Origin of the sequence: Sphingomonas sp., assembly GCF_003248515.1 — a bacterium.
In the GTDB taxonomy this organism is placed as follows: Bacteria; Pseudomonadota; Alphaproteobacteria; order Sphingomonadales; family Sphingomonadaceae; genus Sphingomonas_I.
Map to the genome: position 1 here is coordinate 1 of NZ_QFOB01000018.1, position 13,050 is coordinate 13,050.

14 protein-coding genes and 1 pseudogene are annotated in these 13,050 nt (G+C 62.7%); 8 read left to right on the forward strand and 7 right to left on the reverse strand.

Features of this window, described 5'->3' with window-relative positions:
- Positions 1-96: 96 nt before the first annotated feature.
- Positions 97-432: pseudogene (locus tag DI605_RS19510) on the forward strand (hypothetical protein); the annotation flags it as partial.
- A 130-nt stretch (positions 433-562) separates the two neighbouring features.
- Positions 563-1,063 (forward strand): hypothetical protein, encoded by a 501-nt coding sequence (locus tag DI605_RS19515; protein ID WP_293977140.1) that lies wholly within the window; start codon positions 563-565, stop codon positions 1,061-1,063.
- Between the two features lie 27 nt (positions 1,064-1,090).
- Here the strand turns inward: DI605_RS19515 and DI605_RS19520 are convergent, their stop codons facing one another.
- A complete protein-coding gene (locus DI605_RS19520) occupies positions 1,091-1,750 on the reverse strand; it encodes a UPF0149 family protein (protein WP_293977142.1) in 660 nt (219 codons plus the stop codon).
- 88 nt (positions 1,751-1,838) lie between these two features.
- Positions 1,839-2,228 (reverse strand): hypothetical protein, encoded by a 390-nt coding sequence (locus tag DI605_RS19525; RefSeq protein WP_293977144.1) that lies wholly within the window; start codon positions 2,226-2,228, stop codon positions 1,839-1,841.
- A gap of 164 nt (positions 2,229-2,392) precedes the next feature.
- Here DI605_RS19525 and DI605_RS19530 point away from each other — a divergent pair, with 164 nt between their 5' ends.
- Positions 2,393-2,596, forward strand: a complete 204-nt coding sequence (locus tag DI605_RS19530) for a DUF5818 domain-containing protein (RefSeq protein WP_293977146.1) — start codon at positions 2,393-2,395, stop codon at positions 2,594-2,596.
- A 34-nt stretch (positions 2,597-2,630) separates the two neighbouring features.
- Here the strand turns inward: DI605_RS19530 and DI605_RS19535 are convergent, their stop codons facing one another.
- Positions 2,631-3,017 (reverse strand): hypothetical protein, encoded by a 387-nt coding sequence (locus DI605_RS19535; protein WP_293977148.1) that lies wholly within the window; start codon positions 3,015-3,017, stop codon positions 2,631-2,633.
- Between the two features lie 375 nt (positions 3,018-3,392).
- Complete coding sequence (locus DI605_RS19540; RefSeq protein ID WP_293977150.1) at positions 3,393-4,223, reverse strand: enoyl-CoA hydratase/isomerase family protein; 831 nt, start codon at positions 4,221-4,223, stop codon at positions 3,393-3,395.
- A gap of 485 nt (positions 4,224-4,708) precedes the next feature.
- On the opposite strand from DI605_RS19540, the gene DI605_RS19545 reads away from it, so the two are divergent.
- From DI605_RS19545 to DI605_RS19555, 3 genes are all read left to right on the forward strand, one after another.
- Positions 4,709-5,053 carry a hypothetical protein gene (locus DI605_RS19545; RefSeq protein WP_293977152.1) on the forward strand — a complete coding sequence of 115 codons (345 nt, stop codon included), beginning with the start codon at positions 4,709-4,711 and terminating at the stop codon, positions 5,051-5,053.
- Between the two features lie 207 nt (positions 5,054-5,260).
- Positions 5,261-7,027, forward strand: coding sequence for a monovalent cation:proton antiporter-2 (CPA2) family protein (locus DI605_RS19550; RefSeq protein WP_293977154.1), 1,767 nt, complete (start codon positions 5,261-5,263; stop codon positions 7,025-7,027).
- Between the two features lie 90 nt (positions 7,028-7,117).
- A complete protein-coding gene (locus tag DI605_RS19555; protein WP_293977156.1) occupies positions 7,118-8,116 on the forward strand; it encodes a hypothetical protein in 999 nt (332 codons plus the stop codon).
- A gap of 36 nt (positions 8,117-8,152) precedes the next feature.
- Here the strand turns inward: DI605_RS19555 and DI605_RS19560 are convergent, their stop codons facing one another.
- Positions 8,153-9,034, reverse strand: coding sequence for an AraC family transcriptional regulator (locus tag DI605_RS19560; RefSeq protein ID WP_293977158.1), 882 nt, complete (start codon positions 9,032-9,034; stop codon positions 8,153-8,155).
- Between the two features lie 285 nt (positions 9,035-9,319).
- On the opposite strand from DI605_RS19560, the gene DI605_RS19565 reads away from it, so the two are divergent.
- Positions 9,320-10,060: an SDR family oxidoreductase gene (locus DI605_RS19565; protein ID WP_293977160.1), complete on the forward strand. Its 741-nt coding sequence runs from the start codon at positions 9,320-9,322 to the stop codon at positions 10,058-10,060.
- A 181-nt stretch (positions 10,061-10,241) separates the two neighbouring features.
- Here DI605_RS19565 and DI605_RS19570 read toward each other — a convergent pair whose 3' ends face one another.
- Complete coding sequence (locus tag DI605_RS19570; protein ID WP_293977162.1) at positions 10,242-11,453, reverse strand: zinc-binding alcohol dehydrogenase family protein; 1,212 nt, start codon at positions 11,451-11,453, stop codon at positions 10,242-10,244.
- A gap of 20 nt (positions 11,454-11,473) precedes the next feature.
- A complete protein-coding gene (locus DI605_RS19575) occupies positions 11,474-11,878 on the reverse strand; it encodes a helix-turn-helix domain-containing protein (protein WP_293977163.1) in 405 nt (134 codons plus the stop codon).
- Between the two features lie 126 nt (positions 11,879-12,004).
- On the opposite strand from DI605_RS19575, the gene DI605_RS19580 reads away from it, so the two are divergent.
- The gene (locus tag DI605_RS19580; RefSeq protein WP_293977165.1) at positions 12,005-13,021 is read left to right on the forward strand and encodes a hypothetical protein; all 1,017 of its coding nucleotides are present in this window, start codon (positions 12,005-12,007) and stop codon (positions 13,019-13,021) included.
- The last annotated feature ends 29 nt before the right edge of the window (positions 13,022-13,050 follow it).

The window sequence follows — 13,050 nt, forward strand, 5'->3', positions numbered from 1 at the left end:
CACTGGGCGTTTCCATTTTATTGCCCCGACCCGATCGATAATGGGACAATATCCTTATCCCGTCAAAGGGAATGGATCGTCTCAATGGCGACATAATGGCTATGCCTGGCCCAAAAAACGACCGAGTTGATGACGTTGCCGCCCTGGTGCCTCAGGCTGATCGTGCTGGTCGAAGCGAGGGCGGCGCCCCGCCTGCAGACTGTCGAAGGCTTGTGGCGCAAGTCCACACGGGAGCGGCCCGGCTCCATGACCCGCTTCATTCGCGATCGCGGCCTCATGTCGGCTTCCGAGATTGATGCCATCATCGCTGGCGCGCCCGTTGACCTCATCGATTTCCAACGTGTCGCCGCCCAAATCCCGCTCGCCGAGCGTCCGACGATGCGCGACTGGATCGAACGCTTCAACGCAGGCGTAGAGCGGCTCGCAGCCTGATTTTCGCCACCGGCCAGTCTGCAGCAATTCGCAGACACACAGTCCCCTTCACCCCCCGGATAGCTATATTGCGCCAATCTGTCCGAAACTCCGCTTGCGTTCGCCTTTGCCGATCCGCCTAATCGCCCTCATGCGACTGATCGACCAGCTTGCTGCAACGCGGATCTATTATCCTCGACCACTTCCAAGCTTGCCCGAGATTCTGCTGATCGACATTCCGCCCACCCTGGCAGGCGAGGGACTTGCGCTTGGCCGCTATTATCCGGTGATACTAGAGAGCCTGGCCGAGATGCACGAATTCGAGACCTTTCTCTGCGAACAGCGCACCGATCTCGTCTCGCCTTCACTGCTCGCCCGACGGCCCTCCAGCCTGCGTGCGGACAACATCATCTTCGCACGATACAGCCCACCGGCGCCAGGCTGGCCATGGCTGCAACTGGGCTGCTGGCCGATTCGGTACACCATGATGACCGCGTTTACGCCGGACGGGTTTGCGCGCGGTGTCTATACGGTCGATGCCTTCGAAAGCGCCGCCGAAATAAAGGCGGCCGAGGGGCGTCTGCTGGCCGCGCTGGGGCCTCACGAAGCACGCTATGTCCAGACACAGGCCGGCGACGGCGGACATGCCTGATCCCGGCGTCGCCTATCGTTTCGATCGCTAATGAACCCCGCAGCATTTCTTGTATTTGCGGCCTGACCCGCAGGGACATGGATCGTTGCGGCCGACCTTGGCGCTACGGGAGGCAACCGGGCGATGGGGATCGTTCTCGACACGCCACTGGTGAAGCATCTCTACCCAGATCGGAATGAGATCAGGCGCCTGTGCGTCCCACCAACTCTCCTCCTGTTCGTCGAGAGCGCGATCGCCTTCTGCGAAATCCTGCAATGTGCGGATACCGGTCAGCGCTGCGCGACACGCCGCATCGTCGTCGGCCACGATCCGCGCCCAACCGCTCGGCGAGAGCGCCATCGCCCGCGCGAACCCGTCGATCCACATCTCCCATAATGTCTCATTGGTGCGCGTGTCGGTTTCAAGCACGGGGGCATAGGCACCCGGACAATCGAGCGACGCCAGGATCGAATTGTAATGCATCGTCACCAGGTTGAAAAAGGCCTGCAGCTCGGCGTCGGTCTCGAAATCCGGTTCGCCGTCTTCGTCGTTGCCGGTCCAGAGCAACGGAAGCCATTGGGCCGGCTTCACGAGATCGGGACTGACAATGATGCCGGTCAGAAATCCATCCAGTTGCGATGTCAGCATCGCATCGGGCTGATCGAGAAGCAGGCGGTCAAGTTCGTCAAGATAATCGGGCGAGGACATCATAGCTCCAGTCCGGTGCACGGGCATTCGCCCGTCACGACAAGAGAAATTCCAAGCCCGCGCCCCAGTATCCGATCACGGTGCCCGTCTAACGCCCCAGAATCTCGGCGATCGGGCGTGCCATGTCGACGCGCCGCTTCATCACGTCGGTAAGCCAGCACAGATGTGCCGCCGCATCGGCAAGCGGCAGCGCGCAGACTTCCTCGAACAGCTCCCGCTGATATTCGAGGTCACGATCGAGAATATCGCGCAAGCGAAGACGCGCGGGGCTGTCGTCGTCGCCGACCTCCGCATTCGCCTCACGTGCGGCATCGAGAAACGCTTCCGCCAGTTCCTGCGCCTCATAATATCCGGCGTTCAGGCCCTCGGCGGTTGCCAGGCTCGCCAGCCTGCGGCGCACCAGCGGCAAGTCGGGATCGACCGCCGCATCGTCCAGCGGCAGGTTGAAATCATAGGTGGCGAGATAGTCCCGGATCATGCAGCCTTATCCTCCGCCACGGAATGGAACATATATCGAACGATATTGCAATGTTGATCTTGGGCATGGCATCCAAACGAAATGAGCCCTGCCCGTACCACCGTGTCGCCGATCTATGGCCAGCCTCCGGATTTTGGTTCCATCCAGCGTAGGGATGGCCGGTCATGAGCGAGGGCAGGGTGCCACTGCGGCTGCGCGGCGTGCTTCGCCTCAGCGACCGGGGGCCGCTTCTTGAGATCGACGATGGTCCGGTCTGGCGCCTTCAGACGGAGGATGACGTGAGCAGGCTCCAGGACCTGCCTGTCAAGGTCGAGGCTTGGCAACGCGGGGCAAGCGTCCTGGAACTGCTCTGGATCGGCCCTCTTTGAGTTCGATGCAGCTGCAAATCCCGGCCATTCGCGCTTATGCTCGAGACATTGGCGACCGGTTCAATGCTGGAGTAAGTGTGGCAACTCTGCCGCCATGGACGTTCACGCCAGGGCCTTCCCTCCTTAGCAGCTCCAGCTGCTTCATGGCACGGTCGTCCACGTCGCCTAGACGCAGCGCCGTCACCTGCTCCACCGCGCGAAGCCACGGCATCGCGCCGCCGATCGCATCTGCAGCGACGCCAGTATCGCTCAGCGCCACCGCGATATGGGCGAAATGGCTCGAGCGAAGCCGCCAGCGGGGCGGAGCTAGTAATACCGGCTTGCCCGTATTCCAGATCGCGGCATGAAGCGCATCGCCGCTGTCCATGTTGCCGCCATGTCCAAGCACCAGCAAATCGGCGTTGCGTGTTGCCTCGATCACCGAGGCCTCCTCGGCGCCTGTCATCGATTTCCATTCGATATCCGGTCGGTCGTCCGGTGAATTTGCCACCCAGTCGACGAACGCTTCATGAATTGCGCGACCACGATCCCGGGCTGGACCTCTGTTCGCGGAGGCGCTGAAACTGGATTTCCTCGCTCGGCGCAACCAGCCGATCCGGATCCACGAGGGCCCGCAGAGCCTCTATGACTGCGGCATTCTCGACGCGGGCTGCCACGACGGCTGCCTCGAGGGCACGCGCATGCGCGCCGAGGGCGCAATCCCCCATGCGCGGGTTGTTGCGCGCTGATTGGCGATGTCCTTGGGCAGGGCCGTCAGCAGACCTCGCAAACACGCCATTCGAAGAATGCTCCGCCCCTATGACGATATGCTACGCAGGATCTCCTCGAGCCGCTTTTCCCCGTCCACGGTCTGGGCACCTCTTGCCAAACCGCCTCGAATCAGCCGCTCTGCCGCCGGCTCCGCGAACAGCCTGCTCCATTCGGCTTGCTCTCGCGCGAATCCGGCGCTCAGGTCGGCAGGCGGGAGCACGCGCTTGGCTGCCTCGGCGACGCCCGCGGGCAACGCCGCGATATGGCGGGCGAGCATATCGACGAAATCGTCGAGCTCGGCCGCGGGCAGCGCCCGGTTGATCCAGCCATAAGCCGCCGCCTCTTCCGCGCCGAAGACGCCGCCCCCCAAAATGATCTCGAGGATGCGGCCGCGGCTCATCCGCGTGGAGAGATATTGCATGGCGCCCCCGCTCGGCACGATGCACATGAGCGCCTCCACCTGACCCAGGCCCGCTCGACCGATCGCCCCAAAAACCATGTCGCACGCGGCGATGAATTCAGCGCCGCCGCCCCGTGCCAGGCCGGCGAGCTTGACGATGGTGACCTGGGGAAGGTCGCGAACCAGCTCGCCCAGCGCCTGGAACACATTGAGGCCGGCAGGCACGTCCCGTGCGATCTCGTCAAATGCATGCGGATCGTCAATGAGCGCCATATCCACATGGGCGATGAAGAAGTCCGGGCAGCTGCTTTCGAAAACGACCACACGCGCTGCGTCATCGTCGCGCACCTCGGTCAGGAATCTTCGCAGATCCGACATGAGAGCTGCGTCGAGGACGTTGACCGGTGGATTGTCGATGGTGACGGTCACGACGCCCGCGCGGTGCGCGACGTGAAGTCTCTGATAGCGATCCGACATCAAGTTTCTCAATCTCCGGCTGCTTCGTATCTCTCGCAACCCTATCGTCGGGAGAAGAGTGTCTGTAGCTGCGGACCGGCGGAAACTGTGTCGCGCAGGCGGGAACGTCGGTGACGGCCGGGCGACCGCCTTGACGCAGGCGGGGCGGCCGCAGGGACGATCGTCCGGTGCCGCACGAGGTCTCGATCCAGGCCAGAGACTGGGCTCGGCCGGCCTCGGGGGCGTTCATTGCTCGATGGGTTGCCGTCACGCCGGATGCCGTCGGCCAGCTTGGCGACGATCATCCGCGGCAATACCGGCGCTGCCCGGACGGCGCGCAGGAGAGCGTTCCGCAGCATGCGACAGAGCTAATCGATTCCTGGACCTACTGGCGCTTCAGTTCGGCTGTTACCCAGCAGGGAAAGCCAGTTCGACGATGCGGCCCCCTCCGCTCCGATCCACGACTTACTGGCAGGCCCCTTTTTTGAAACATGGTCAGGAACCTCATGAATCCGTCTGTCGTCCGTAAACGCGCCGCAATGATGTCCCTGGGCATCGTCACCTTGCTGGGCATCGGCCTTGCAGGCGGCGAGGCTCATGCCCAGCGGTGGAGCAAGAAGCAACGCGAGGACGCGCGGACCTGCGAAAGCTTCGGCAACAGATACGGCACACCCGCCTTCAGCGATTGCATGCTGGCGCAGCAGCACAGACGCGATACCAAGAATCTCCGGTCGATCGAGGAGAGCGAAAGGCTCTCGCGCATCGCCAGGGACGGCCAGATCATGGCTGATCGCGCCCGGCAGCAGCGCTGCGACCGCAATCCGGACCGCCGTGAATGCAGGCGGAAATGATCTCACCGGGGCATAAGCAACCCCTCAATCCACCGCATCTGTTGGATCGTGGTCAGGGACGTCGTGGCCCTGGCATTCGGCATCGGCGAAGGCCGCAGGTCATCAGCAGCGTCGGGCAAACAGCCATGCGACGGGTGAGGTGTCTGCGATCTCCGACCAGAGGAACGATACAATTGATCCACCTCCCAGAGAAGCGTGATAGCCGCCATGGCTGATGCAAGCCTTGGGCAGACAATCGGGCCCGCCGTCGCGTTGATGAGCGCGGCCGTCGTCGCGGTCCCGCTGTTCAGGCGGCTCGGGCTCGGATCAGTCCTCGGCTATTTCGCGGCGGGCCTGTTGGTGGGACCATCGACACTCGGGCTTTTCACCGACACGCAATCCATCCTCCATTTCTCCGAACTGGGCGTGGTGATGTTCCTGTTCGTGATCGGGCTCGAACTGCGACCCTATAAATTATGGGCGATGCGCGGCGAGATCTTCGGGCTGGGCGCGGCGCAGGTCGCTGCCGCGATCGCTATCCTCACTCTCACCGGCGCACTCGCCTTCAACCTGCCTGGACCTGTCGCATTCATCGCCGGGACCGGCTTCGTCCTCTCCTCGACGGCCGTCATCATGTCGGTGCTCCAGGACCGGGGCGAGATATCAGGCAGAGAAGGGCAGAAGTCCGTCGCGATCCTGCTCTTCGAGGATCTGATGATCGTTCCGCTTCTTGCCGTCGTCGGCTTTCTGTCACCCGTGGCACACGGGCCGACAAATGGGGCGAACATTCTGACCGGTGTCGTGGCCCTGCTCGTCCTGCTTGGCGTCTCGCGCTGGGCGCTCAATCCGTTCTTCGCGCTCCTCGCTCGCGCCCGGACCCGCGAGGTTCTGACCGCAGGGGCATTGCTCGTTGTGCTCGGGGCAGCACTGCTGATGGACGTTGCGGGCCTGTCCATGGCGATGGGCGCGTTCCTCGCCGGCGTCATGCTGTCGAACTCGAGCTATCGCCACCAGATCGAAAGCGATATCGAGCCGTTTCGCGGCCTCCTGATGGGCCTTTTCTTTCTGGCCGTTGGCATGTCCCTCGATCTGGCGATCGTTGCTGTCCAATGGCGGCTTCTTTTCGCGATGCTGGCGGCGTTCACAGTCGCCAAAGCCGTGGTCGTCTACGCAGTCGCGCGGCTTTTCGGCAGCTCCGGTCACCAGGCGCTGCATCGTACCTCGATGTTCCTGCAGGGCGGGGAGTTCGCCTTTGTCCTGTACGCAGCGGCAGCGGCAGGCGGCGTCATCGACCCGAGCCAGAATGCGGTCTTCGCCACCGTCGTCATTCTTTCGATGGCCCTGACGCCACTGCTGATGATCGCCGCCGAGCGCCTGCTGCGCAGCGACACCTCGATGGAGGGCGTGGATCCTGCCCATTTCCTGAAGGGGCGCGTCCTGATAATCGGCTTCGGCCGGTTCGGCCAGATCACGTCGCAACTCCTTCTGGCTCAAGGCATTGACCTTTCCGTGATCGATAACGATCCCGACCGGATTCGCGACGCAGGACGCTACGGGTTCAAGGTCTTCTTCGGAGACGGCGCCCGGCTCGATGTGCTGCACCATTCCGGCGCGGCCGATGCCAATCTGATCATTGTCTGTATCGATGATCCCAAGGCAGCAATGCAGATCGTGGACCTGGCGCAGCACGCATTTCCGCAGGCAAAACTCCTGGTTCGAAGCCGCGACCGCGCACATGCGGTGGAACTGGTCCGGGCTGGCGTAGACTTTCAGATCCGAGAAACGGTCGAGTCCGCTTATGTGATGGGCGCGCAGAGTCTTCGCGCTCTGGGCGTTGCCGAGGCTGATATTGTGGAGGTCGCCGAGGATATCCGCCGTCGCGATGATGAGCGCCTTTCCGAGCAGGTCCAGGGAGACACGATGTCGGGAAGCGACCGGCTGCTCCTTCAGCCCCGGCCCGAACCACTGGTCGGCAAGCACGCACGTGAGACCTGAACTGAACGAGAATTGTCAGCGCCGGACAGCGACCGAAAAGAGCGGCAATCCATTGATGCTGACGGACCGAAAGTGAACCAGGAGATGCAATTGAAGTTCAACAACCCCGTCATCGCTTCAGGCAGGCATCGCAATTCAAATATATCGACGGGGCTGAATGTCGTGAGGCGCCTTGCGGCGGTGACGCTCTTGGTGGTGTTGGCTGGCCCCCAATCTGCTGTTGCCGGTCCCCCAATCCCCACGCCGTCAGACCGCGCGCCCGAAATACGACTGGCCGGCAAGACCGTCACTCTCGCCCTCGTCATGGTTCGGGAGTTTCCCTTCGTCGAGGGCGAGATTGCGGGCATCAAGGGCAAGTTCATGCTCGACACAGGCATGCAGGACGCCCTTGTGATCAACGATCATCGGGTGCCGATCACCGGCGGGAGCAAGATCGGCACCGGCCATTTCGGTAGCGGTCAGACCTATGAGGTGCGTCTCCACTCTGTGGTCCAGAACATCCGGATCGGCACCATTGGCTATCCGCGGGTAACCCGTGTGCGCAGCCAGGATGCCCGGATGCTGGAGAAGATCACGCCAGACTTTCTGGGCTGGATCGGGCATGGATTTTTCTCCAGCCATGCCATGAAGATAGACTATCAACGCATGGAAGTGACCTTCTATGAAGAAGGGCAGGAGAGATTTCTCGCCGGAGAAAAGCTCATCGCGGCCTTGCCGTTCGAAACCCGCCGGCTCCCCAATGTCCCCTTGATCCGAGCACGCATCGGCGATGTCGATGCCATCGTCAGCCTGGATACCGGCATGTACGGCTCGCTGAATATCGCCGAGGCAGAGAGGCGGAGCCTGCTCGAAAGCGGCCAATTGTCGCCAACCGACGATCCGGACAAGTTTGACCTGAAGGGTGTCCGGATAGACGACAAGATCGACGCAGTCGTGCCCGGCATCGAGGTCGAGGAGGGGCCGTCAGCCAGCGCGGCGGCCGTGGGAATCACCGAAGCTACGGAGCTCGAACTCGGCTTTGCTTTCCTGCAAAATTTCAAGACTGTCTGGGACTATCGGCACAACCGCCTTTACCTGCTTGCGCGATGATGCTCATAGGGCAGCACGCGTTTCGGCCGTATCATCTCAGCGCCGCAGATCGACCAGCGGTGCGTTGCCGAACATGGTCTTATACTCCCGGCTGAACTGCGCCGGGCTTTGATATCCCACTTCGAATGCGACGCGCGCCACATTGGTGCTACCCGCCGCAAGCAGCTTTCTGGCTTCCAGAAGACGCATCTGCCGCTGGAAGGCCAGCGGGCTGTATCCCGTGACGGCCTTGAAATGCCTGTGAAACGAAGTCGCGCTCATGCCCGCACGAGCTGCCAGTTCGGCGATGATCACCGGTTCATTGTTATGGGCGCCCAACCAGTCCGCGGCCGCCTTGATTTGCCGTACACGATCGTTGCGCTCCACGATCTGGCGCAGCGTTCCGCCCATCGCGCTCTGCAGCAGACGATAATAAAGCTCGCTCTCGTAGAAAGGTGCCAGGACGCCTATGTCATCCGGCGCGTTCACAAGCCCAACGAGCCGGGTGAACACGTCACCCAGCTGACCGCTCAGATCCCCGGCTGCTACCGCGCATGTCCATCGCACCTCGCATTTGGGCATGTCGAGCACGACTCTCGCAAGCCTGTCGATGTCCAGCCGGAGGCTGATACCCACATACGGAGCGTCCGGCGTCGCGCCGATCAGTCGGTGGGAATAAGGCAGTCCGAAGGATGAGGCGGCGCAGTCGCCCGCCAACATCTCGAACCGGTTGGCGCCCATCGTCAGCACTTTCGTCCCTTGTGCGACGACATAGAACATCGGTTCAAATATCGCCGCTGTCGGCGGCGTGGGACTGGTACTCGACCAGACCGTCAGGCGCGGAACAGCTGTTGCCTCCCCGACAAGCCCGGCCCGCACAGCGATATGGGGTGCGATATCACCCAGCAGGCGACGGGTCATATCCTCGCGGTCGTACATGGCCACACCCTACGCATCTGGTAGGATCAGGCAAGGCTAAGGTGGTATCGGGAATGCCGTCCCGCCCTTGCCGACCTATCTTGAGGGCTGACGGCGATGCGAAGCGATGGTGAGCATTCGGCCCTGGCCGCTGCTTTCGTTCGCCTTGGAAAGTCCGTCACAATGGATCGTGGCCGTCTGCGAGGAAACAGGACGGGTCGAGGCCGAGCCGTGCTTCGACCGCTCACCTCGCCTCATTCCTCTCGCTTCGGCGGCTTCGACGAAATGACAGAAAAGGACAAATGGATGATCGATCTCAATGGGAAACATGCATTGGTCACAGGAGCCTCGCGAGGCATCGGAGCCGCGATCGCCCTCGCGCTTGCCGAAAACGGCGCGGACGTAGCGTTCACCTATCAACATGCCGCCGAAAAGGCTGCCGCCGTGGCCGGATCCATCGAGGCTCTCGGACGTCGCGCGGTCGCCATCCAGGCTGACAGTGCAGACCCGGATGCGATTGCGGGAGCGGTGAACGAAGCCGTCTCGGCGCTCGGTAGCCTTGATATTCTCGTCAACAGCGCGGCAATCGGGCATTCCGGGACGATCGCCGAGCTCGATCTGGATCAGTTCCAGACCCTCCTGTATGTCAATGTACGGGCGCCGGTGCTGTTTGCGAAGGCGGCGATTCCTCACCTTCCTTCGGGCGGGCGCATCATCTCGATCGGGTCGGGCCTGGGCGAGCGCGTCCCCTTTCCGGGCGTCACCGCCTATGCGATGTCCAAGGCCGCGCTCACCTCCTTCACCCGTGGTCTCTCTCGCGAGCTCGGGCCGAGCGGCATCACCGTCAACCTCGTGCAGCCCGGCTCGGTCGACACTGACGCGAACCCGGCGGACGGCCCCGCCGCAGACTTCCAACGGAGCTTGACCTCCCTCGGACGCTTCGCCGAGCCGCGCGAAATCGCGAATGCCGTCATATTCCTCGCCAGTTCCGCTGCCAGCGTGATTACAGGCGCAACCTTGACCGCTGACGCGGGCGCCATCGCCTGACAGCAGACCGAGAACTTCGTCGACAGCTGGATGAGCGCACCGCAAGAGCGACAGGCCTTCCTGGAGCCTTCGGTGCGCTCGCCACAACTGAAGCCAGTGTCATCGAGACCAGTCATCGCATTGTCACGGCGTCATATCTCCCCGTTCTTTCAACATCGGTAGCGCCGCGCGCGAATGAACATCAGGGGATCAGCAGGACGCGGCCGAGAATCTTGTTCTCCTCGGCATGGCGATGCGCGGCGGCCGCCTCGGCGAGCGAAAACCTGCTGTCGATCGGCACGCTGAGCCTGCCTTCCGCAACATCGGCGAGCATCGTATCGATCGTTTGGCGCGCCGCCGGACGGGACAGCATGGTTCCCATAAACACGCCGCTGACCGTTTGATTGCGTTGCACCGCTGGCCAGAGATCGAGCGTCAACGCGCCGCCGCCGGCATTGCCCACGGCGACCAGGATTCCTTCATCGCGAAGCGCTGCGAGGGAGGTCGGCAGGGTTGAGCCCACGGGATCGACGACGAGGTCCGCGCCCAGCCCGCCGGTAAGCTCGCGGACGACATCGACGACCGATTCGACATGATGATCGATCACGGTCGATGCCCCGAGTTCGATGAGTTTACGCGCGCGGTCCTCGCCACTTGCGACGGCAAGCACGGTTGCGCCCGCCAGACGGGCGAGCTGGACTGCGGCGACGCCGACACCGCCCGCCGCACCCTGGACGACGACTATATTTCCACCGGAGAGCTGGCCTCGCGCGAACAGGCAATGATGCGCGGTGCCGAAACCGATCGGGATCGCTGCCGCTTCGGCAGCGCTGACGTCTGGCGGCAGCAGCCAGGTCTGATCCGCCGGAACTGCGCGAAGCTCCGCGTGGGAGCCGTCCAACCCCCAGGAGGTAACCCGGTCGCCAGGCTTGCGGTCCGCCACAGCGTCACCGATCGCGATCACGGTACCTGCCGCTGCATAGCCTATGATGTGCGGCGCGCGGCCGGGCAGCGCATCGCGACGATTGATCAGATCTCCGCCCTCGATCGATATTGCCTCCACCCGGATCAGCACATCCCGGGAGGTGATTTCAGGATCGGGCATGTCAGTATAGCGAAGGACCTCAGGCGGGCCATTGTGATCGTAGACAGCCGCTTTCATCGCCGTTCCTTTCCATGAAGGGGATACCGAAGGGCGTGTGAGACTCACCCGCGGCCCGCCCATTTGGCTTGAGGTGCCACTGCGCGCCACGGTCCGGTAGCATCGGTACCCGTGCATCTGCGTCGCGTATCGGGGAACACCGCCACCGATATGAGTCGCGGCGATGGCGATCGGCCCAGCCTGGTTGACGACCCCATGCCTTCGTCCCGGATCCGTGCCGGGCGCTTCCGCCTGCCAACGAGGGTACGCCATCTGCCCTCAATTTTTGCGACTTACCCGCCGCGATGCTGCCCGTCTTTGGGGAACCCTTGTAACCGTGTGTCGAAATCGTCGCGACAGTGCCTGATCACGCCACGATGCGCGATCGCCCACTCTGCGAGACGCCGGACAGGGTCCGAAAGCGACACGCCCACATCGGTCAGCGAATATTGGACCTGCGGCGTCGTCGTATCGTGCACGATCCGCTTGACCATTCCATCCCTTTCCAGCGCCTTGAGGGTGCGCGTCAGCATTTGCTGCGAGATGCCGGGCACCAGCTTTTTCAGGCTGTTGAACCGGCGCGGCTCCTGATGAAGCACCACCACGACCTGGACGGTCCACTTGTCCCCGATACGGCTCAGCACCTCGCCCACGCCGTTGCAGTTTCCGAACAAATCAGGCGAAGCGGTCGCATCCATATGACCTGGCTCCAAAAATATGCGTTCTTGTCCCGGTCAAATAGGTCACATATCTGGAGCAGGTCAATTGGAGTGACTTAAAGTCCCCGGCCATAGCCCGGTCGGCTCAGTTCGAAAGGTGATGCTATGGCCGGCCACTCTCTCCCGCGCGATGCGACCATGCATGCCCCACGTGCTATTCACTCGGTGCGCGGATTTAGACTGTCAGCGCCCGAGCGCGGCGACGATCTGCAACTGCGCATCTCGGCACCTGAAGGCGGTGAGACGCTGCCCATCGTCCTGTTCGCGCACGGCCATGGCTCTTCAATGGACGGCTATGCCCCGCTTGCCGATTACTGGGCTTCGCACGGCTTTGTCGTGATCCAGCCAACCTTCCTCGACGCCAGACGGCTCGGCCTGGCACCCGACGATCCGCGTCGTCCATCGATCTGGCGCACGCGCGTGGACGACATGAAGCGGATCCTCGACCATCTCGATCTCGTCGAAAGGGCGTTGCCGGGTCTTGCCGGGCGAATGGACCGCGACCTTGTCGCGGCCGCGGGCCACTCGTTCGGTGGACAGACAGTGAGCATGCTGCTTGGCGCCCGGATGATCGGTGACGGCGGGCAGGGCGAGGACCCCTCAGATCCGCGGATCAAGGCCGGCATTCTCCTGGCGTCCGGCGGCCGGGGCGGGGCCGACCTCAGCGATCTCGGACGGCAGATAACGCCATATCTCGACTCGAATTTTGCCGAGTTGACGACGCGAACACTCGTCGTCGCCGGTGACGCGGATCAGTCTCCACTGACGGTGCGCGGACCCGACTGGTTCAGCGATCCCTTCCACCTCAGCCCGGGCGGCGAGGCGCTGCTCACGCTTCACAGGGGCGAGCATATGCTTGGTGGTATCTCGGGCTATGAGGTCACGGAGACCACCGACGAAAACCCCGAACGGGTGGCGGTCGTCCAGAAGGTGACGCTTGCCTATCTCCAACTGGCACTCAAGAACGACAGTGACGCCTGGGCGTCGGTCTGCAGGGCCGTGGCAGCAGACTTTGATGCGGCACGGATCGAAAAGAAAAGCCCCGTGAACGCCAAGAAACTGAAGAGACATTGTGGCCAGCAGCCTCCTTCGGATCACTTGCGAAGGTTGGTCCGGATCTAAATCTCACGCGGTTTGAATGTACGATCTGG

Bases quoted from the DNA above. Each gene is read 5' to 3' on its own strand.
- DI605_RS19530 (WP_293977146.1), top strand. From the start codon at position 2,393: ATGAGCGAGGGCAGGGTGCCACTGCGGCTGCGCGGCGTGCTTCGCCTC.
- DI605_RS19565 (WP_293977160.1), top strand. From the start codon at position 9,320: ATGATCGATCTCAATGGGAAACATGCATTGGTCACAGGAGCCTCGCGA.
- DI605_RS19540 (WP_293977150.1), bottom strand. From the start codon at position 4,223: ATGTCGGATCGCTATCAGAGACTTCACGTCGCGCACCGCGCGGGCGTC.
- DI605_RS19545 (WP_293977152.1), top strand. From the start codon at position 4,709: ATGAATCCGTCTGTCGTCCGTAAACGCGCCGCAATGATGTCCCTGGGC.
- DI605_RS19560 (WP_293977158.1), bottom strand. From the start codon at position 9,034: ATGTACGACCGCGAGGATATGACCCGTCGCCTGCTGGGTGATATCGCA.
- DI605_RS19525 (WP_293977144.1), bottom strand. From the start codon at position 2,228: ATGATCCGGGACTATCTCGCCACCTATGATTTCAACCTGCCGCTGGAC.
- DI605_RS19575 (WP_293977163.1), bottom strand. From the start codon at position 11,878: ATGGATGCGACCGCTTCGCCTGATTTGTTCGGAAACTGCAACGGCGTG.
- DI605_RS19520 (WP_293977142.1), bottom strand. From the start codon at position 1,750: ATGTCCTCGCCCGATTATCTTGACGAACTTGACCGCCTGCTTCTCGAT.
- DI605_RS19550 (WP_293977154.1), top strand. From the start codon at position 5,261: ATGGCTGATGCAAGCCTTGGGCAGACAATCGGGCCCGCCGTCGCGTTG.
- DI605_RS19570 (WP_293977162.1), bottom strand. From the start codon at position 11,453: ATGGCGTACCCTCGTTGGCAGGCGGAAGCGCCCGGCACGGATCCGGGA.
- DI605_RS19580 (WP_293977165.1), top strand. From the start codon at position 12,005: ATGGCCGGCCACTCTCTCCCGCGCGATGCGACCATGCATGCCCCACGT.
- DI605_RS19515 (WP_293977140.1), top strand. From the start codon at position 563: ATGCGACTGATCGACCAGCTTGCTGCAACGCGGATCTATTATCCTCGA.